This is a genomic window from Ruminococcus flavefaciens (assembly GCF_900108555.1).
In the GTDB taxonomy this organism is placed as follows: domain Bacteria; phylum Bacillota; class Clostridia; order Oscillospirales; family Ruminococcaceae; genus Ruminococcus; species Ruminococcus flavefaciens_P.
The window spans coordinates 583,596-603,628 of the sequence record NZ_FNWV01000001.1 but is presented as its reverse complement, the minus strand read 5'-3'; the positions used below and the strand labels follow the sequence as shown (position 1 = coordinate 603,628).

The 20,033-nt window shown below is 44.5% G+C and carries 17 protein-coding genes; 13 read left to right on the top strand and 4 right to left on the bottom strand.

Going from position 1 to position 20,033, the window contains the following annotated elements; all coding sequences use genetic code 11:
* Window positions 1-116: 116 nt before the first annotated feature.
* From BLW60_RS02580 to BLW60_RS02565, 4 genes are all read left to right on the top strand, one after another.
* On the top strand, window positions 117-611 hold the full coding sequence (locus BLW60_RS02580; protein ID WP_074714324.1) for a hypothetical protein: 495 nt from the start codon (window positions 117-119) through the stop codon (window positions 609-611).
* Window positions 612-763: 152 nt separating this feature from the next.
* Window positions 764-1,594 carry a hypothetical protein gene (locus BLW60_RS02575; protein WP_074714323.1) on the top strand — a complete coding sequence of 277 codons (831 nt, stop codon included), beginning with the start codon at window positions 764-766 and terminating at the stop codon, window positions 1,592-1,594.
* Window positions 1,595-1,757: 163 nt separating this feature from the next.
* On the top strand, window positions 1,758-2,687 hold the full coding sequence (locus BLW60_RS02570) for an AEC family transporter (RefSeq protein WP_074714322.1): 930 nt from the start codon (window positions 1,758-1,760) through the stop codon (window positions 2,685-2,687).
* A 230-nt stretch (window positions 2,688-2,917) separates the two neighbouring features.
* A complete protein-coding gene (locus BLW60_RS02565) occupies window positions 2,918-4,138 on the top strand; it encodes a MarR family winged helix-turn-helix transcriptional regulator (RefSeq protein ID WP_074714321.1) in 1,221 nt (406 codons plus the stop codon).
* A 106-nt stretch (window positions 4,139-4,244) separates the two neighbouring features.
* On the opposite strand, the gene BLW60_RS02560 is transcribed toward BLW60_RS02565, so the two are convergent.
* Window positions 4,245-4,757: a VanZ family protein gene (locus tag BLW60_RS02560; RefSeq protein WP_074714320.1), complete on the bottom strand. Its 513-nt coding sequence runs from the start codon at window positions 4,755-4,757 to the stop codon at window positions 4,245-4,247.
* Between the two features lie 188 nt (window positions 4,758-4,945).
* Between BLW60_RS02560 and BLW60_RS02555 the strand changes: the two genes are divergently transcribed.
* From BLW60_RS02555 to fba, 9 genes are all read left to right on the top strand, one after another.
* Entirely contained in the window at window positions 4,946-6,274 is a 1,329-nt protein-coding gene (locus tag BLW60_RS02555; protein WP_074714319.1) for a hypothetical protein, read from the top strand.
* Between the two features lie 209 nt (window positions 6,275-6,483).
* Window positions 6,484-8,007, top strand: a complete 1,524-nt coding sequence (gene xylB, locus BLW60_RS02550; RefSeq protein WP_074714318.1) for a xylulokinase — start codon at window positions 6,484-6,486, stop codon at window positions 8,005-8,007.
* Window positions 8,004-8,504: a GNAT family N-acetyltransferase gene (locus tag BLW60_RS02545; protein ID WP_074714317.1), complete on the top strand. Its 501-nt coding sequence runs from the start codon at window positions 8,004-8,006 to the stop codon at window positions 8,502-8,504. The genes xylB and BLW60_RS02545 overlap by 4 nt, the downstream gene beginning before the upstream one ends.
* 50 nt (window positions 8,505-8,554) lie before the next feature.
* The gene (locus BLW60_RS02540) at window positions 8,555-10,618 is read left to right on the top strand and encodes an Eco57I restriction-modification methylase domain-containing protein (protein ID WP_074714316.1); all 2,064 of its coding nucleotides are present in this window, start codon (window positions 8,555-8,557) and stop codon (window positions 10,616-10,618) included.
* A 121-nt stretch (window positions 10,619-10,739) separates the two neighbouring features.
* A complete protein-coding gene (locus tag BLW60_RS02535) occupies window positions 10,740-11,120 on the top strand; it encodes a metal-dependent transcriptional regulator (protein WP_074714315.1) in 381 nt (126 codons plus the stop codon).
* Window positions 11,121-11,140: 20 nt separating this feature from the next.
* Window positions 11,141-12,523: a MurL-like N-terminal domain-containing gene (locus BLW60_RS02530; protein WP_074714314.1), complete on the top strand. Its 1,383-nt coding sequence runs from the start codon at window positions 11,141-11,143 to the stop codon at window positions 12,521-12,523.
* Window positions 12,520-13,869, top strand: coding sequence for a UDP-N-acetylmuramoyl-L-alanine--D-glutamate ligase (gene murD / locus BLW60_RS02525; RefSeq protein WP_074714313.1), 1,350 nt, complete (start codon window positions 12,520-12,522; stop codon window positions 13,867-13,869). The genes BLW60_RS02530 and murD overlap by 4 nt, the downstream gene beginning before the upstream one ends.
* Before the next feature lie 251 nt (window positions 13,870-14,120).
* A complete protein-coding gene (locus BLW60_RS02520) occupies window positions 14,121-14,438 on the top strand; it encodes a hypothetical protein (protein ID WP_074714312.1) in 318 nt (105 codons plus the stop codon).
* A 477-nt stretch (window positions 14,439-14,915) separates the two neighbouring features.
* Window positions 14,916-15,779 (top strand): class II fructose-1,6-bisphosphate aldolase, encoded by an 864-nt coding sequence (gene fba / locus BLW60_RS02515; RefSeq protein ID WP_074714311.1) that lies wholly within the window; start codon window positions 14,916-14,918, stop codon window positions 15,777-15,779.
* A gap of 57 nt (window positions 15,780-15,836) precedes the next feature.
* On the opposite strand, the gene BLW60_RS02510 is transcribed toward fba, so the two are convergent.
* From BLW60_RS02510 to BLW60_RS02500, 3 genes are all read right to left on the bottom strand, one after another.
* Window positions 15,837-16,376 carry a flavodoxin family protein gene (locus BLW60_RS02510; RefSeq protein WP_074714310.1) on the bottom strand — a complete coding sequence of 180 codons (540 nt, stop codon included), beginning with the start codon at window positions 16,374-16,376 and terminating at the stop codon, window positions 15,837-15,839.
* Window positions 16,377-16,727: 351 nt separating this feature from the next.
* Entirely contained in the window at window positions 16,728-17,507 is a 780-nt protein-coding gene (locus BLW60_RS02505; protein WP_074714309.1) for a M23 family metallopeptidase, read from the bottom strand.
* Between the two features lie 212 nt (window positions 17,508-17,719).
* Window positions 17,720-19,993 (bottom strand): penicillin-binding transpeptidase domain-containing protein, encoded by a 2,274-nt coding sequence (locus BLW60_RS02500; RefSeq protein ID WP_074714308.1) that lies wholly within the window; start codon window positions 19,991-19,993, stop codon window positions 17,720-17,722.
* Between the last annotated feature and the right edge of the window lie 40 nt (window positions 19,994-20,033).

The window sequence follows — 20,033 nt, the reverse complement described above, 5'->3', positions numbered from 1 at the left end:
GTGTTCCTTGGGATATAGATCTTAACATCATTTTCGATATTTTCGGGCATAGTACCACCTCCGTGGATATTATGCCCGTTAATTTGATTTTTATAATGTCACGGAAAGGAAAAGCTATGAAAATACTTAAAGCTCTGCTGAGACTGGCGGCTTGTGAGATACTGTGCCTTTTCATTGATATTACGTTTGCAGCCTCGGGGAGTACTCTTATAAAGCTCATATGCCTTGTCTGCACTGTTATGATAATGATATTTGTTCTTGCCGACTTTTCGGTGAAAGAAGCCAAAGCTGATATGAAAGCTTCGAGAATGGACGGCAGCACCATAAATAAGGCGGCTATATTTGCAGCAGGCGGAGCTGTTACGTTGCCGCCGCTCATAAGCTGGATACTTCTGTATATCTCCGCAAAAGGCAGCAGCTTTGAATATTATCCCCTCCACAAGCTGCTTAATGCGCCTTTTTTGCAGTTTTACAATATCATCAACAGCAGTATCCACGCCTGTGACCTGTCAAATGCAGACCTTACAGTAATGCTTGTGCCGATAGTTTTTCCTTCATTGGCTGTGATAATACCGTATCTTGTCACCTGCGGAAAAGAAACCGAAAAATGACGGGTATTTGCAGAGTTACGGGACTGTTCGCTTTTATGCATTATGCTGAAAAACGTTGGTATATAGCAATATTAAATTCTTTCACTTGACATTATGCTGAGAAATATGCTAAAATATATTCTGTAATATTTTTTGTTTATGGAGGTTTTGTTATGGCATTTTGTAAGTACTGCGGTAAGCAGATCCCGGAGGGAGGCTCTTGTGACTGTCCTGCTTCAAAAGGTGCGGAAGAAGTCAAAGAAGCAGCTGCAACAGTAGAAAAAGAAGTCGACAATGTACAGAACACAGTTGAGAATACTGCTGAAAAGGCTAAGGATACAGCAGCAGAGCTCAAGGAAAAAGCAGGAGATGTTGCTGACAAGGTAGGCGACGGCATCAAGCAGGGCGCAGCAAAGGTAGATGATCTTGCAGGCGAGATATCAGAAAAGCTCCCGGGCGGATTAAAGAACAATAAGGGTGCTGCATATGCTGCATTAGGTGTTATCCTTATCCTTATTATCTGTATCCTCTGTCTTATCTTTGGCGGCGGAGTAAAGAGCACTGTAAAGAAGTATGTAAACTCTGCTTCTGATAAGAAGGGCGGAAAGACATTCTATTCACTTTCATATCCTGAGACAGTTATCGATGCTTTAAAGGACGAGGATAAGTATGATGATATGGTAGAAGCATTCAATGAAGCTGTTGAGGACAGACTTGATGACATGGAAGATGAAGAGACAGCTCCAAAGTTTGAGAAGATCATCAGACAGAAAAAGCTCAGCAAGTCAGAACTCGAAGATTGTCAGGAATATTTCGAGGATATGTGCGACCGCTATGATGCTGATGATGATATAACCGTTTCTAAGGGCTATGAAGTCAAGGTAAGAGTAAAGTACAGAAACGAAGACGGCAAAAAGAAGCACGATACAGAAAAGATCTGTGTTGTAAAGATCAAGGGAGACGGCTGGAAGGTAATTCCGAATTCAATTGATTATATCGGCTGATAAAACAGTCTGAAAGATCCGAAGCAGAAATGCTTCGGATTTTTTATTGACTAATTCAAAGAAATATGGTAAAATAATTCGGTCAATGCAAAAACAGCGGAACGACTCAGCTTTCATTCATAGTATAGATCCGTCTGAAATATATACATATACGGAGGCTAAAATGTCATCTACTATACTTAATCAGACGATAATCATGCTGATACTTATAGGTATCGGCGTACTTTGTGCCAAAACTAAACTTATAAGCGAGACTTCAAACAAAGACCTTTCAAAGTTCGTGCTTCAGGTAGTAAATCCCGTGGTCATATTCATGTCGTATCAGAAGCCTTATAAAGCGGAGCTGGCGAAAAATCTCCTGCTCACATTCGTTATATCGCTGGCTGCAATGACGATAATGATATTATTCTCATATTTTCTTGTGCGAAAGAAAGAGGGCAGGGAATTTGAGATAGAACGCTTTTCTTCTGTATATTCAAACTGCGGCTTCATGGGCATACCCCTTGTGAATGCGCTTTTCGGCGATGAGGGAGTATTCTACCTTACCGCATTTATTACCGTATTCAACCTTATCGTGTGGACACACGGAGTTATACTCGTATCAGGTGAAAAGGACTTCAAACAGGTTGTGAAGGTATTTTATTCTCCGACAATAATTTCCATATTCCTCGGACTCATAACATTCTTCTTTGAGATAAGGCTGCCCGATACAGCAGTAAGCGCACTCAGCTTCATAAAAGATGTAAATACACCTATGGCGATGATAGTTTCGGGCGTTACAATAGCCGCAACTGATGTGCCGAAACTACTAAAAAATTACAGAGTGTACTATGTTTGTTTTTTAAAACTTTTTGTTATGCCACTAATATTGGCAGTACCACTTTCACTTTTTTCCGATTTTGATGACAAAGTTCGCATGACTGTGCTGGTTGCAGCAGCTGCTCCACCGGCAGCAATGTGCACACTTCTTTCCATTCGTTATGGAAAAAATTCTGTATACGCATCGGAGATTTTTACCGCTGGTACTATACTTTCCGTAGGTACACTGCCGCTGGTTGTCAAAGCTACGGAATATTTAACAAAAATACTATAATCAGTTTGTCAAAAACGCTGATTTTAGAAATAATTGCGTTAAAAGGTTTGAATTTTAATAATATTGTGTTATAATATAAATACGTTAAAAAAGATTGGTTTAAAAATAAAAAGAAAAAATTATACGGGCAGTTATAATTGACGGCGGCAAGAAATTCCAAGGGGATAATGTAGGTTGTAGGTGAGGATAAGAAGAATCCGAAACGAATTAAGAAATGGAGTTGTTGTTGTATGGAAAAAAGAGGAATCAGTAAACTTGACCTGAAAAGAAGAAACAGAATGCAGATTCTCAGAGTGATCAGAGAGACCGGTCCTATTTCGAGAGTTGACGTAGCAAGTGCTCTTGAAATAACAAGAGCTGCCGTAACTATCATTACAAACGAAATGATAGAGGAAGGCGTACTTGTCGAGATAGGCGAAGCTCCTGTAAATACTGAGAAGCTTCAGAAGGGAAGAAGAAAGATACTTATCGACATCAATGTCAACAGCCGCTTTGCACTCGGTGCAACAGTTGACGAGAAGGAGGTAAGCATCGGTCTTACAAACCTTAATTCGGAAGTTCTGGACAAGGCAAGCATGGTCATTGATGACAGGACCACAAGTAAGGATATCATCAACTACATAATCAAGACCAGCAACGAAATGGTCGAGAACAGTGCCCTTACAAAGGACAAGATACTCGGACTGGGTGTCGGTGTAGTTCCTTCCATGTGGGGCAAGCTGAAGATATTCTACAAGGACGGTGTACTTGACTTCACCAATTTCATTGATAAGCTCTCGGGCGGACTCAATTTCGAGATCCACTGCGGAAATGCTATCGGACTTATGGCTCTTGCAAGCAATGATTTCAGAACGCAGAACGGTTATCAGACCAATCAGGCGTTCATTCACAACGGAAATCAGGTAAACCTTGCTATGATAAATAAGAATGAGCTTTCAGCAGATTATGTATCTTATACGTCAACTATCGAGAGATATATAGTTTGTCCGAACGGAAAGTCATATGAGGGCTATCCTAACGGCTCTGTAAAGGCAGAGCTTTCAAGAACAGCTATGCTCAATGCTTTCTATGAGATATATTCCAAGGACAAGACACCTGTTCTGTACGAGCTTACAGAGGGTGACAAGACCGCTATCAATACAGATAACGTATTTATGGCACTTATGAGAGGTGAAGAACCTGTCAAGGCACTTGTTGACGATATTATCGCAAAGTATACTGTTCTCATCAACAATCTGGCTATCAGCCATTTTGCAAAGAGGATAGTGCTTCACAACTTCAAGCTCAACGAAAAGCAGTTTGACTACTGCAAGCGTGAGATGATACGCCTTGTAAGTGAAGAGATCGCTGACAGAGTGGTACTCAGCAAATTAGACGGAAAGAACAATTTCCTCGGCGGCTGCGCTCTTATCATTCAGGATAACTTCTACGTAAGAGGCGGAATGCAGTAAGATCAAAGCCCTGAAGAAGCATGACTTCTTCAGGGCTTTTCAGTTATTTATGTAGGGGACGGCGTCCTCGACGTCCCGAGCTGTAAGTCATATTGCTTTCTGCTATCTACTTGCTGCTCACTCTACGGCGTTTGCGCACTATCAACGCTATTATACCCATAATTACGAGCGATATCAGCATACCTGAGGTGACTCCGCCTGTATCTATCATCATATCGCGGAATTCGCATGAACGTCCATTTACGAATTTCTGGTGGAACTCATCGGAAGCTGCATACATGAAACCGAATAATACGACTCCGAGGCTTTTCATTGTGAAGAGCTTTCTTTTGCCCACTGCAAAGGAAGCGCAGAGCCCGAGGAGGGTATATATTGAAAAATGAGCAGCCTTTCTTATCATGAACGAAGTCTTGTCCCACATTTCCTTCTGTACCTCAGGAGTCTGATTGTCATAATCACTGTAAAATATCCTTACAGCATACTTTGTGAACTTGCTGCTGGTTTTTGATGACTCATCTGCGTCCTGTGCCGAGAATATGAATATCAATATCATTACCGCTAAGGTAAGGACAATGAATACGCGCTGCCTGCTGTCCAGCTGTCTGAGCTTTTCGATCATTTCATTTTTTCCTTTCAAATCTTGCTATATATATTATACAATTATTGCGGACTTTTGTAAAGAAGAAGTTTTTCAGAAAAAATTTAAAAAACATCTTGTATCTCGCGAATAAAAATGGTATAATATACTGTGTGTGACTTTTAGCCGCATCGCTTTTATATATAGATAATGATTATTCGGAGGCAATAATGAAAAAAATATTTGCAAATGTCTGGACTAAAAGAGTCGTAGCCATAGTCAGTGTTATATATACATATTTTGTATGCAAGCTTTGCTATTACTCGATATTTTACGATATCCACGTACAGCAGCGCACTTCGCTGTGCCTGTCCATAACAGGTGTCTCACTTGCTGCACTTATAATAATGCTCTATACGAGACATCAGATACTCACACGAATATCAAGCTTTATAATACTTCCTGCGATGCTGCCTGTAGTATTGCTGTATTTCGGCGAATGGGGGCTTATAATCCCGATAATCGTCGTGGGAATAGTGATACTGCTGCTTTCGGGCGCAGGAGAGGGCGTTAAGACTGCTCTTGCCACCATTATTCTTCTCATGTACATTTTCGGCGCACTGGGATACTTCCTTTTTACCTCGTTCTTTGTATCTCCTGCCAAGGAGACAGAGGTAGGCAGCGGCGTTTCACCGTCTGGCGACTACAGATACAGGATAGTTAACAGCGTCGATACTTCAAACGGAAGCACAGCTATCTACGTTGAGCCTAATACAGCCGATGTAAAGTATGCTTTCGCCACATTCACACTTAAAAATATGGAGCGCGTTGTGTTCCTCGACAGACCGTCCGATGACGAGATACAGGTAAGCTGGTCAACAGAGAACCGCCAGCAGATCACAGAGCACCTCAATTCTATTTCCGATAAGATAGAGGTAACTGTTACAGATGCCGAGCTTGAACAGCTTGGATATACTTACGATAACAAGCTCCAGCTCACAAATCTTTCAGCAAGCCGTAAGTTCGCTATAGGTCTTACAGCTTCTGATGTAAATCCTGTTTTTATGGATACACTTACCGATGAACAGCTTGACTTCTACGGTATCGGAAGAGAAGCTGACGGAAGATACTATATCAAGGAACCTTCTGCCGAGCTGCTTGAAGAGATAGACGGCGAGCATGGCAAGAGAGTTTACTTCAATGAACTCAGTGCAGGCGGTCTCAGACAGTTCAACCGCGAGCAGGTAGATGCTGCTACAGGTATCACTCTTTTCAACGTAAAGAAGAGCCACACTGTAATGCTCAATACTCTTACTGATGAACAGCTTGAATCTCTCGGAGTATCGCAGAGCGGTGACGTAATGTCCATAACTGTTTACCGCGATGTAAAGAAGAACGAAGATGAAGAACAGACAGAAGAGACTGAAAATACAGAAGTTGCTGCACCAGAAAGGATAACGGTTGCCGAGAACAAGATAGTTTTCCGCTATTATGTAGCAGAGCTTGAGGACTTCTATGATGTGAATTCAAGACGTATCTCGGTAGAGCTTTTCAATTAATAAGAAATCAAAGGCGTTGCGGGCAAATATGTGAAAAATACCTGCAGCGCCTTACGTTTAAAGTATATTGGAACAAGTCCGCAAAAGAAGCGCAGAATGTAAAAAAATGAGCAAAAAAGGTCTTGAAAAATTTCCCCGCATAAGATATTATAATTTATAGAATAATGCAGGGCAGAGTCCCTGAAATATATAAAAGGAGTTGCAAACATATGGCATACATAATCGGAGTTGACTGCGGTACAAGCGGTACAAAAACAGTTATTTTTGACGAAAAGGGAAGCGTTATCGCTTCAAAAACAATCGAATATCCTATGTATCAGCCAAAGAACGGCTATGCAGAGCAGGAGCCTGCGGACTGGGCAAACGCAATGGTTGATACTATCAAGGCTGTAATGGCTAAGAGCGGAGTTAAGAAGGAAGACGTTAAGGGTATCGGTATTTCAGGACAGATGCACGGTCTTGTAATGCTTGATAAGGATAACAACGTGCTTCGCCGTTCTATAATCTGGTGCGACCAGAGAACTGCTGCCGAGGTTGAGGAAATGAACCGTATCGTAGGCAGAGACAAGCTTGTTGAGATAACAGCAAATCCTGCTCTTACAGGCTGGACAGCTGCAAAGATACTCTGGGTAAAGAACAATGAGCCCGAGGTATACTCAAAGGTAGCTCATATCCTTCTTCCTAAGGACTATCTCAGATTTATCCTTACAGGCGAGTACGCTACAGAGGTATCAGATGCTTCAGGTATGCAGCTTCTTGACGTTCCGAACCGCAAGTGGTCGGATGAGCTTCTCAGCGCATTTGAGATAGACAAGAGCTGGCTTGGCAAGGTACACGAGAGCTGTGAGGTAACAGGTACTCTTACAAAGAAAATGGCTGAGACACTTGGTCTCTGTGAGGGCACTATCGTAGTAGGCGGCGCAGGCGACAATGCAGCAGCTGCTGTTGGTACAGGTGTTGTTGAGGACGGAAAGGCTTTCACAACTATCGGTACATCTGGCGTTGTATTTGCACATACTTCAAATATATCTATCGACAAGAAGGGCAGAGTACATACCTGCTGTGCTGCTGTTCCTGATACATGGCACGTTATGGGTGTTACACAGGGCGCAGGTCTCTCACTTAAATGGTTCAGAGACAACTTCTGCATGACAGAAAAGGAAACAGCTAAGCTCATGGGTGTTGACGAGTACTATCTCATGGACAAGCAGGCTGAGACAGTTCCTGTAGGCGCAAACAGACTCCTTTATCTCCCATACCTCATGGGCGAGAGAACACCTCACCTTGATCCTGATGCAAGAGGCGTATTCTTCGGACTTTCAGCTATCCACACGAGAAAGGATATGCTCCGTGCAGTAATGGAAGGCGTTACATATTCACTCCGTGACTGCGTTGAGGTATTCCGTGAGATGAACGTAAACGTAAGCGACATGATGGCTTGCGGCGGCGGCGGATCATCACCGCTCTGGAGAAGTATGCTTGCTGACCTTTACAACTGCAACGTTAAGACTGTTGCATCTAAGGAAGGTCCTGCACTTGGTGTTGCTATCCTTGCAAGCGTTGGCGCAGGCATCTACAGCAGTGTTCCCGAGGCTTGCGGAGCTATCATCAAGACCGACAAGGTACAGGCTCCTAAGCCTGAGAACGTTCCCGAGTATGAGAAGTACTATCAGCTTTACAGAGAGATCTATCCTGCTCTCAAGGCTCAGTACGCTAAGCTTGCAGCACTGTGATAAATACCGAAAGACTTCTGATACGTCCGTTCAGTATCAGCGACGCGGAAGATGCCTTTGAATGGCGTTCGGATCCTGAAGTGAACAGGTTCATGCCTTATCCTTGCGATGACAATGTTGAGGAACTTCGGCAGAGGATAGAGGAATGGATAGCCGATAATGACAAGTATGCCATAGTTCTGAAAGAAACTGATAAAGTCATCGGTGATATAAGCCTTGAATGGAACGAAAAGGACAAGTCGCATGAGATAGGCTACAATATCAACCGCAGTTTCTGGCGAAAGGGCTATGCTTCGGAAGCTGTCCGCGGACTCCTTGACTGGGCTTATAATGAGCGTGGAATACATGATTTTACGGCTTTTTATGCAAAAGATAACGGAGCATCGGGCAGAGTCCTTGAAAAATGCGGCTTCGTACAGGAGTATACAGGCCAGTATTCCCGTGAAAACGGAAAAATAGTATTTGAAGCACTTTTTGTAAGACTTCATATTGAATAACGAAAGGCGGACTTTATGTCCGCCTTTGGAAATTGTGAGGAGATGTGAAAATGAACGATCAACAACTGAAAAAAACAGCCGCGAGAACGTATTCACAGCTCCTTGCAATATGCGGCGAAAAACAGGCGTATTGCGGCTTTATGCGCCTATGCGCAATGCTTTATGCAAAGCGCGGTGCAGTTGAAACTATCATGGCTGAGCCGGAGAAGCTGCGCAGCGAACTTTTTAAGGAAAAGTGCAGTCAGCTCGCGGATAATTACGGCGGTATTTTTTCGCTTTACGGTGAGCTTTCGGTACCGTCCGCACTTTTATCCGACGGCGGAGCGGCTTCGGAGCTGCTGAGTCTGCCCCGTGAAGTGTTCGCAGGAGATGACGCGGTACTCGGCTGGTGCCACCAGTATTTCAACGAGCCATACAGAAATGAGATAACTGTGGGACTTAAAAAGAGCAAGCGGCTCAGTACCGAGAAAATAGCTCCTGCGACGCAGATCTTCACCCCCGACTGGGTGGTGCGGTACATGGTGGATAACACTCTCGGGAGATATCTTGCGGAGCACGGTCATGCCGTAAATAGCGGAGAACTGAGTTTTCCTGCCGAGCTTAAACAGCACGAAATGATACCGCTTGAAGAGATAAAGCTCATAGACCCCTGCATGGGCAGCGGCAATGTGCTGCTATACGCATTTGATGTGTTTTTTAAGCAGTATATCTCGCTTGGATATGATGCAAAAATTGCTGCGGAAAAAGTGCTGAAATACAACCTTTTCGGACTTGAACTCGACGAACGTGCAAGAGCTGCTGCAGAGACGGCTCTGCGCATAAAAGCTCATAGATACGGCGCAGATGCGCTGCCGCAAGTGTATGACTTTGCTGGAGTAAGTGATACAATAGGCTCGCTCCACTGTGAAAATGACCTTCCTAATGGCAGTGAAAAGGCAGCAATTATTGGTAAGCTTCTCGGGCAGAAATATGCAGTTGTTGTCACTAATCCGCCGTACCTCGGCAAGCCTGCCATGAATGAAAAATTGTCGGGATATGTCAGGAAAAACTTCGGAGATTACGGAGCTGACCTCTTTTCGGCATTTATGGCAAGGTGCATGGATATGGCTGAAAACAGCGGATATCTGGGTTTTCTGACTCCTGCCACATGGCTCTTCTTGCAATCCTACGAAAAGCTTAGAAAACGGATATTTGAAAACTGCTCATTGCAGACGCTTATCCACTTTGAATATTCAGCCTTTGAAGCTGCCACTGTGCCAATATGCTCCTTTACCATAAAAAATACGGCTGAAAGCGGCAGGGGAGTATATCTGCGGCTGACTGACTTCAAGGGCGGCATGGAACAGCAGCGCAAAAAAGCTGAGGAAGCATTGAGCGCAGAGGACTGCGGCTGTCGATTTGAAGCCGATACATCGGACTTTCTGAGGATACCGTCCGCTCCCTGTGCCTACTGGCTGGGACAATGTATGCTAAAGGCTTTCAGCGGAGAACCTCTCGGCAATTCTGTTGATATAAGGGAAGGGCTTATCTCGGGAGATAATGACCGATTTTTGCGGAGATGGTATGAAGTTGATGTAAACAGGATTGCTTTTATGAAAAGTCAGAATAAGCGTTGGTATCTTCTCAACAAGGGCGGCGAGTACAGAAAATGGTACGGCAACCGCGAATTCGTCGTGAACTGGGAGAACGACGGCTATGAGATAAAGCATTTCTGCGATGAAAAGGGGAAACTCCGCTCACGTCCGCAGGGACTCAGCTATAATTTCCGACCTTCCATAAGCTGGTCACAGATAACCAGCGGAGCTTTTTCAGTGCGGTATTATGATGAAAACTTCATGTTCAACGTTGCAGGCTCAAGTGCATTTCCCGAAGAGGAGCATCAGCTGCTTATGCTTCTCGGACTGCTCAACAGCAAGGTAGCCGCAGAGCTTGCAAAAGTGCTCAATCCCACCATAAATATGAATCCGGGAGACGCAGCAAGACTTCCCATGCCCGAAACTGAGATATATGACGCTGATATCGAGGCGATAGTCCGCGAAAACGTGGAAATATCCGCCTCTGACTGGGACAGCTTCGAGACTTCATATGACTTCAGGCGTCACCCTTTGCTGTGAGTGCAGAAAAAGTGTAAATATTTCGCCGCAAAAGTTGATTTATGCGATTTTTTGTGTTATAATAAAATAACCGTATATTGTTGACAGAAGTATAATATTTATATAGATAAGGAGAATACGAATGGCTATTACCGAAGCAGTTGAGAATTACCTTGAAACAATACTGATCCTTTCACAGAAGCAGCCTGATGTCCACGCTATTGACATCTGCTCTTACCTTGGCTATTCCCGCCCCACAGTCTCAATTATCCTCAAAAAGATGAAGGACGAGGGACTTGTTGCCGTTGATGACGATAATCACATCAGACTCACAGACGGCGGAAGGATAGTTGCTGAGCGCATATACGATCGTCATACAGTTCTTACCGAGTTTTTTACATATCTCGGTGTTAAGCGTGATGTTGCAGCTGAAGATGCCTGCAAGGTCGAGCATGACCTGTCGGACGATACCTTTGCCCTTTTGAAAGCACATTACAAAAAGCTTGCCGAAGAGCAGAAATAAGCTATTTTCGGAGGAACTTAATGGGTAAATATGAACAATTCAGGGAGGAAGCTCCCGTATTTGTATACAAGTCATACAGCATAGAGGAAACTGCCGATACTATAGAAGTCAGCTATGAATTCGAGTTCCCGAACTTGGCTAAGTTCACCCCAGGCTGGACTTTCCGTAAGCCTGCGGATATGACGGTAAAGGGCGACCTTACATTCGAGAGGCTGGTCTTTTCGCTTGGTATGGCAGAAGCCGTAAGCTATTGGAAAGCTGCCTGTTCACCTGTGTGCCGCGTAGAGTGCGGCGAGCTTGACAGCGAGCAGATACAGTGGTGGAAGAAGCTGTGGTTCCTCGGACTTGGCGAGCTTTTCTTCGTAAACGGTATCAAAGCCGATTTTGAAAGCTTTGTGGAGATAGTCCCCACAGGAAGCTTTGACAGCTCACTGAAAGAGTCAGAGCGTAAGCCCTCAGGCTGTCTTGTGCCGATAGGAGGCGGAAAGGACTCCGCACTTACACTTGAAACCCTTGTTAATGCAGGTATGAAGTGCAGGTGCTACTCCATAAACAAACGCCGTTCCATAGCCGATACAGTGACTACAGCAGGTCTTTCCGAAGATGCACTGATGATCTCACAGCGTCACTTTGACCGCTCACTTATCGAGCTCAACAACAAGGGCTACATCAACGGTCATACGCCGTTTTCGTCCATAGTTGCCTTTTCTGCTGAGATAACAGCATACCTCAACGGACTTAAATATATCGTCCTTTCCAACGAGTCAAGTGCCAACGAGAGCACAGTTGTAGGTCAGGACGTAAATCATCAGTATTCCAAGAGCTTTGAATTCGAGCAGGATTTCCACAGCTATGAGGAGAAGTATCTCCGCACGGGACAGTACTATTTCAGTTTCCTGCGTCCCCTTGCGGAATTCCAGATAGCTAAGATGTTCGTATCGCATAAGAAGTATCTTCCCGTATTCAGAAGCTGCAACCTGGGAAGCAAGGTTTCTCCCGATATATGGTGCGGAGAGTGCCCGAAATGCCTTTTCGTATGCCTGATACTCTCACCGTTCCTCAGTCTTGGGTCGCTTAATGTCATATTCGGCAGGGATATGCTGAATGATGAGAAAATGAAGGAGTACTTCATCGAGCTTATCGGACAGTCAGAGCATAAGCCTTTTGAGTGCGTAGGAAGTATCGACGAGGTCAATTTGGCTGTTTCACTGGCAATACGCAAACTTGAACAGGAAGGTGAGAAGCTTCCGATGCTGTTTGAGGAATATAAGTCACGGGGACTTTATCACCCAGAGACCATTGATATGCTCAACGAGAAGTGCTGCGGCTCATTCAACGAGCAGAACCTGCTGCCCGAGGAATTCAAAAACATACTGACAAAGGAAATGGAGCGTTTGCTGTGAATAAATTCAGCGAATATATAACAGAATATACTGACGGAAAAAAGATATGCATTCTCGGTTTCGGACGAGAGGGAAAGTCCACATACAAGATACTGGAAAAGTACGGAAAACAGGCTTCTTTGACAATAGCCGACCTCAATCCCGTTGACCGTGAGGCAAACGGACTTCCCGACAGTGTAGAGCTTATCTGCGGTAAGGAATATCAGCAGTGCCTTGACGATTTTGACATGGTGTTCAAAAGTCCCGGAATCGTTCTCGAGAAGCCCCTCAGTGAGCTTAGATGTCAGATAACCTGCGAAACACAGGTGTTCTTTGAGGTCTTTCGTGAAAAGATAGTCGGCATTACAGGTACAAAGGGCAAGAGCACTGTTACTTCGCTCATATATCATGTGCTGAAGGAGTCGGGAGCTGACTGCCGTATCGCAGGAAATATCGGTATCCCCGTATTCGATATCGCTGAGGGTATGTCTCAGGACACTGTTGTGGTCTGTGAGCTTTCCTGCCACCAGCTTGAATATATGACAGTTTCTCCGAGGTATGCAGTATTCCTCAATCTCTATGAGGAGCACCTCGACCACTACGGTACTATGGAGAATTACTACAACGCAAAGAAGAATATTTATCTCCACCAGCATAGTGGTGACCTTCTCTGGATAAACAGCGACATAGCTCCGAGCTGTGATAATACGGAAGTTATCCGCGTTTCAAACTCCGACAGCTGTGCTGATATATACGTTGCTGACGGCGTTGTGAACTATGAAAACGGCAGGAAGTACAATATCCCTGTTGATGATATAAAGCTTCTTGGCGTTCATAATCATTACAACATCGCTATTGCACTTGGTGTTTGCAGTCAGTTCGTGGACGAAGCAGACTTCGACAAGGCTGTACGCACGTTTGATCCGTTGGCTCACCGCCTTGAATATGTGGACACTGTCCGCGGTATACGCTGGTATGACGACTCTATCTCTACAGCCTGCGCAACTGCTATATCTGCATTGCAGAGCGTTCCAAGCGTGGGAACTATACTCATCGGCGGCATGGACAGAGGTATCGACTATACTACCCTTGTGGATTTCCTCGCTGATTTCGATGTCCGTGTCATCTGCATGGAGACTTCTGGCAAGCGCGTATTCGATATGATACAGTCATGCGGAAGCTTTAATAATAAAGACCGCGTACACTATGCAGACCACCTTGAGGACGCAGTAAAGCTTGCTGCGGAGATAACTCCCGAGGGTATGAGCTGTGTAATGTCACCTGCGGCTGCAAGCTACGGCATTTTCAAGAACTTCGAGGAGCGCGGCGACGCTTTCAAAGCACTTGTTGCCCAACTGAGCAAGTAAAAGGGAAACAATCCCTGTAACCTTCCTTATATTAAGAACAGGCGGATATCCGTCTATACACACCAAACGTTTCAGATTTAGTTTCAGAAATAATACACATTTTGTTCACATTATATATCTTATATATTATTATAAGTGTACAAAAAACAGTTCTCCGATCTATCAAACCTTACAAAATCAGCGGCGGCTGTGGAAATAATATTGACATTGTACGCTTGTGGATATATAATACTTGTAAGGGGGCGCATTTTATGTTACGCAATATAGGCAAAAAACTTAAAATAGTGTCAGGAGCAATGTTTTTGATCTCAGTTATTGGCAGCATAATTTCTTCTGTTTGCGCCATAAGCAAACGGAAAGGCTTTTCGCTGGTGTTAACACTTGTCTCATTGTTTTTCAGTTATATTATCTGTTTCGTAATATATGTATTCGGATACTTATATGATTATTTGGCAGAAACGAGCTCCACTTTCTATAATATTGCATCAGCTAACGGAAACAGTTTTCCTGATATTTCCAAAGATAATGAGGACAAAGATGACACAGATGTCTCAGTGTTCTACAGGTGATTATTTAGTTAGTGAGTAGAAAGTAGAGAGTAGTGAGTAGATAGTAGTAGGGCGGATCATTCCGCCCTTTTTATGTTTTTCTATAAGAGGGCAAAAACAGGCTTTTTTCAATTAAAAACCATTGAATATCAAAAAAGATACACCTTGGGTGGAGTTTGTATATATGATATGTAAATATGATCATCGCACAAAAATATTGTCATTTACAGTTATTAAACGGGCGAGCGGAACTCGCCCCTACAGCGCGTTCATGTTAGTTATTGCGTAAGGCTCGGGCTGTCGAGGACGCCAGCCCCTACGATCCTACTCACTACTCACTAATAACTGATAACTATGCACTAACCGCTAAAAAACTTGTCAAATAGGCTTTTATTGCTAAATTTTATGGAAACGCTTGCAATTCACAGCAACCTATGATATAATATTAACGATGGGGTCAAGATCCCCGTAAATGAATTCTCAGGAGGAATTATATCTATGTTAACTTCAGCTACAGAAATGCTCCAGAAAGCAAGAGCAGGCAAATACGCAGTAGGTCAGTTCAATATCAACAACCTTGAGTGGACTAAGGCTATCCTTCAGACAGCTCAGGAGTGCAATTCACCTGTTATCCTCGGTGTTTCAGAGGGTGCTGGTAAGTATATGTGCGGTTTTGAGACTGTTGCAGCTATGGTTGCAGCTATGGACAAGTCTCTCGGAATTACAGTTCCTGTTGCACTTCACCTCGACCACGGCTCATACGGTGCTTGCTACAAGTGCATCAAGGCTGGCTTTACATCAATCATGTTTGACGGTTCACACTTCCCGATCGACGAGAACGTTGCTAAGACAACTGAGCTCGTAAATGCTGCTCACAATCTTGGTCTTTCAATCGAAGCAGAAGTTGGTGCTATCGGTGGTGAAGAAGACGGCGTTATCGGTAAGGGCGAGTGCGCAGATCCTGCTGAGTGCAAGATGATCGCAGACCTCGGTGTTGACTTCCTCGCAGCAGGTATCGGTAATATCCACGGTGTATATCCTGCAAACTGGGAAGGTCTCAGCTTTGAGACTCTCGAAGCTATCAACAAGACAGTAGGTGATATGCCTCTCGTACTCCACGGCGGTACAGGTATCCCTGACGATATGATCACAAAGGCTATCTCTCTTGGTGTTGCTAAGATCAACGTAAACACAGAGTGTCAGCTCGTATTTGCTGAGGCTACAAGAGGATATGTTGAAGCAGGCAAGGACAAGCAGGGCAAGGGCTTTGACCCAAGAAAGCTTCTCGCACCAGGTGTTGAGGCTATCAAGGCTAAAGTTAAGGAGAAGATGGAGCTCTTCGGAAGCGTTAACAAGGCTTGATCATAATAATTCCATAAATATAAAACCTGAGGACTTTGCGTTCTCAGGTTTTTCTTTTTATATAGTATCGCAGAAGGCTGTTATCTCAGCTTTTCTCGGTTCAACGGCTTCCTTGTACTCTATGGAGCAGAGCCCGAGACTGCCGCAGCAGTCTATTTCGAGATGACCGTAGAAGTGCTCTATAGTGCCTATTATTCGCTGGCACTCTTTCATATTCGGACCTGTACGGAGTGCTATGGAATAGCCCTTTTTTCCGCTGCTGAGCTTTGCATGAGGCTCATGTGTATTGCACCACGGAGTGCATCTGTCAATGAAAGCCTTGAACTGAGCAGGAACATCAGCCCAGTAGGAGGGAGCTACAGACACGATGATATCGGCGTTCCCGAACTTATCCATAATTACATCAATGTCGTCGTGCTGAACGCATTTAGCTGTTTTATGGCAGCTCCTGCAGCCTTTGCAAAAGCTGAAATCATAGTCGTCTATGCATATGCTTTCGGCAGTGTATTTTTTTGACAATTCCTCCGTAACTATGCGGACTATCTCCGCAGTTGCGCCGTTTCTTACGGGGCTGCAATTGATGATGAGAGCTTTCATACTGATACCTCCGTTTTATGATAATAAAACAGATTATAGCACAGTATCACGCAAAAGTCAATATGTAAGAGCGATGATTTAGGCGAATGTAGGGAACGCCTTCTCTTGCAAGGCGTTCCCTCTTCAAAAACAGTCCACTGGACTGTTTTTGAATTCACCCTTTGCGATGCGCCTTCGTATTATTTCGCTGTTCTTTAAAAGCTGTGAACAGCGACCAGAGACGCTGTCTCTGGACTCTGCCAAAGGAACACAGTCCCTTTGGAATCCCTTTCATGGGCTCGGCAAATTTATTCGTTAATTCATAATTTGAAAAAGGAATAATACTTCTATATGATAATAAGCTGACATTTTTTAACTTCCCAGTAAAGACAATGGATCAATAAATGCGCCGTTGTGAGTCATTTCGATGTGGATATGCGGAGCAAGTGAGCTTTCGATATCGGCAGAGCCGCCAACAGTTCCTATGACATCACCGCCATTTAGCTTATCGCCCTCCTGCACGGCAAGGTCGGCATTGAGTCCGCAATATTTGGTTGTATATCCGTTTTTGTGGTCGAGGAGGAGAGTTACTCCCCACAGCGCGTCATTCTTCACAGCTGTTACCTCACCGCCTGCTACGGCATAGACCTCTGCACCTACCTCGGCAGCTATATCCACACCGTTGTGAGTCTGCCATGAGCCTGTTGTCTCATTTTTTACAAGCTCGCCGCCGCTGAATGGGTTGATGATATTACTTATATCTGCCACAGGGAGTTTAAGGTCTGTCATGCTCTGTGCGGCAGTTTCATCTGCTTCTGCCTGTACGGGTTCGGCGGGCGGAGCGTCAACGCTTATCTCGGCAGCAGGTATGGTCACTGTGGGAGCATCCGTAAAAATCGGCATTGTGACCACTGAGGTAGTGACTCTGTAAGCAGGAGTCGTGGCTTTTGGTATGTTTGTAACTTGTCTGTCAACGGCTGCTTCATGGACAGCAGGCTTGTTTGTGACAGGTTTCATATCGGCTATTTTGTCACCCTGTTTGTGAGCGAAAAGGCAGGCAGCACCTATCATAACAGCACTTATACCAAGTGCGGCATAGAAGCCCTTAGAGCCTTTTGCGTAATGTTTATCGGTCAGTTCGTTTTTCTTCACACTAACACCTCCGACCATATTATTGACAATTAGTCGGAAAATATACATTTTCATGTTTTAGAACTTAGAGCAGTTGTAGGGGCTGTCTTGCGTAATAGATAACATGAGCGCACTGTAGGGGACGGCGTCCTCGACGTCCCGCAAATTTGAAAAAATAATAAAGGGACGATATAGCATCGTCCCTTTGAGTTTAAAATACAAGTTTTAAATTATCATTGATAGTTCGGATCCTGTGAAGCTTCGGGAGAAAGTGCATTAGGATCGTAAGGCACTGTAGTCTCTGTTGGAACAGCGGCAGGATATTCTGTCCACGGCTGCTGCTGAACAGGCTGAGTCCACGGCTCAGCAGGAGTATCAGTAAGAGGTTCTGTGTATGGCTCGATAACAGTTTCAACAGTAGTTGTGGTAGTCGTAGTAGTGGTAGTTGAGGTAGTAGATGATGTAGTTGTAAGCTCTGGACGTACTTCCTCGGGGAGCTTCTGCTTCGAGGGCTTGACACCGTTAAGACCATAGCACTCCTGATAAGCAAGGAGAAGGTCGCGTATCATATACTTTGAATACTCACCGCTTTCGATAACGCCTGCGAAAGCGACTTCGGGATTGTCAGCAGGAGCAAAGCCGATGAAGAATGAGTTCTGTTCATCGAGGTTACGACCTGTCTGAGGAGTACCTGTCTTTATAGCAACATCGTAGCCTAAGTCTGTAAGAGAGTATCTTGCAGGCATACTTCTTGCAGCGTCCATCATACCGCCGATGATATAGTCATAAAGGTCGGGGGTATTCAGCTCTATCTGCTGAGCAATAGTAGGCTCGGTCTTTTTGATAAGAGTATCTGTGCCGTATTTGTAGTAGCTGTCTACCAGATATGGCTCATATCTTACACCGCGGTTAGCGATAGTATTTGCAACTACAGCCATTTGCAGCGGAGTCATACCACAGTCCTGGTTACCGATACCTGCCTGTATAACGTAACCGATATACCATTCCTGACCGTGCTCGGCAAAGGTCTCCGGGTTACAGAGATAGCCCTCTGCGTCACCTGTTTCGATGCCTGTATGTGAGCCGAGTCCGTAGAGCTTGGCGTACTTTGTGATATTGTCGATACCTAACATTCTTGATACTTCATAGAAGAAGCAGTTACATGATACCTCAATAGCAGGGCGGACAGTGATATTGCCGTGATAGCCTGTACAGGAGTAGTATGTTCCGTAGAAATCATATCCCTGATGACATACAAGGGGAGTGCCGCCTGTGATGACTCCTTCATTCAGACCAGCTGTAGCAGTAATGGTCTTGAAGGTTGAACCCGGACGGTAAAGACCATATGTGCAGCGGTTAACAAGGGGAGTATCCTTAGCCTGCAAAAAGTAGTCATAGTTTTCTGTGTAATCCTTGAGGTTGTAGGTCGGAGCTGTAGCCATTCCTCTTACAGCACCTGTCTTAGCGTCAAGAACGCATATTGCACCGCAGTTGCCTTTGAGTATTGAAGGCTTGGGATTTATAGACGGGAAAGTGTTGGTAAGGAAATTGTCAAGTATATTCTGGAGTTTCAGCTGATAAGCACCGTTTACGGTGAGCTTGACTGTTTCGCCTGATGTGGCATCGGATATAGTCTTTACATCTCTTACCACACCGTCCTTGACAGCTATCTGTTCCTGTCCGTTAAGACCTCTCAGCTCGGTCTCCATAGCGGCTTCGATACCGCTCTTTCCGAGCACATCGTTGTAGCTGTAGCCCTTATTTTTCAGTTCGTCGTATTCCTCAGCGTAGATAGGACCTACAGTACCTATCTCATGGGGGAGGATATCTCCGCGGACTATCTTTCTCTCGGAAGCGTCAACAGCTTCGATGCCGCGGTAGAAGTTGCCAAGCTCTTTAAGGTCAACGACGGTTTTTTCATCGACTCCCTCAGCAAGGAGAAGGTCATTGCTGTAGGAGAAGTCCTTATCTATCATCTGATAGCGCATACCTGCGATGATACGCTTTTCCTCGTCGGTATACTTATCGTCTATCTCGTAATCGGATATGAGCTTGTCGATACAGTTTTCGGCAGTAGCATAAACGTTGAGGTTAAGGTCTGAGATAAGCTCATCTGTCTCTTTTGAGGTGAAAACATAAGGCTTTGTAAAGGATACAGGTATGCTTTCCTTGAATTTATAGCCTCTTTCCTCAAGTGCGCGGTAAATCCCGAGAAGTATCTTATTGCCCTCTTTCAGGTCGGTAGGGAAGAAAGCCATTCTGAGGACAAGGTCTGTTCTGGAGTCGTTTGTAACGATCACATTGCCGTCATAGTCAATTATTTCTCCGCGGGTAGCCTTTACTCCTTTGGCATAGGTAAGAGTACCGGGCTCGTACTGGTTCGGAGCTGCGATATTCTTATCACCTACGACCTGTATTTTCATAAGTCTCAGGGAACTGAGCAGAGCGAGCAGGACTACCAGCAGGATAATGATCATGGATTTTAGGTTTTCTGCAAATCCTTTCAATTAACTGCCTCCTTATAGTTTTGACCGCACAGTTAAAGTG

What these genes read in the sequence shown, in the direction of transcription:
- BLW60_RS02580 (WP_074714324.1), top strand. Translation starts at nt 117, where the DNA reads ATGAAAATACTTAAAGCTCTGCTGAGACTGGCGGCTTGTGAGATACTG.
- BLW60_RS02575 (WP_074714323.1), top strand. Translation starts at nt 764, where the DNA reads ATGGCATTTTGTAAGTACTGCGGTAAGCAGATCCCGGAGGGAGGCTCT.
- BLW60_RS02570 (WP_074714322.1), top strand. Translation starts at nt 1,758, where the DNA reads ATGTCATCTACTATACTTAATCAGACGATAATCATGCTGATACTTATA.
- BLW60_RS02565 (WP_074714321.1), top strand. Translation starts at nt 2,918, where the DNA reads ATGGAAAAAAGAGGAATCAGTAAACTTGACCTGAAAAGAAGAAACAGA.
- BLW60_RS02560 (WP_074714320.1), bottom strand. Translation starts at nt 4,757, where the DNA reads ATGATCGAAAAGCTCAGACAGCTGGACAGCAGGCAGCGCGTATTCATT.
- BLW60_RS02555 (WP_074714319.1), top strand. Translation starts at nt 4,946, where the DNA reads ATGAAAAAAATATTTGCAAATGTCTGGACTAAAAGAGTCGTAGCCATA.
- xylB (WP_074714318.1), top strand. Translation starts at nt 6,484, where the DNA reads ATGGCATACATAATCGGAGTTGACTGCGGTACAAGCGGTACAAAAACA.
- BLW60_RS02540 (WP_074714316.1), top strand. Translation starts at nt 8,555, where the DNA reads ATGAACGATCAACAACTGAAAAAAACAGCCGCGAGAACGTATTCACAG.
- BLW60_RS02535 (WP_074714315.1), top strand. Translation starts at nt 10,740, where the DNA reads ATGGCTATTACCGAAGCAGTTGAGAATTACCTTGAAACAATACTGATC.
- BLW60_RS02530 (WP_074714314.1), top strand. Translation starts at nt 11,141, where the DNA reads ATGGGTAAATATGAACAATTCAGGGAGGAAGCTCCCGTATTTGTATAC.
- BLW60_RS02520 (WP_074714312.1), top strand. Translation starts at nt 14,121, where the DNA reads ATGTTACGCAATATAGGCAAAAAACTTAAAATAGTGTCAGGAGCAATG.
- fba (WP_074714311.1), top strand. Translation starts at nt 14,916, where the DNA reads ATGTTAACTTCAGCTACAGAAATGCTCCAGAAAGCAAGAGCAGGCAAA.
- BLW60_RS02510 (WP_074714310.1), bottom strand. Translation starts at nt 16,376, where the DNA reads ATGAAAGCTCTCATCATCAATTGCAGCCCCGTAAGAAACGGCGCAACT.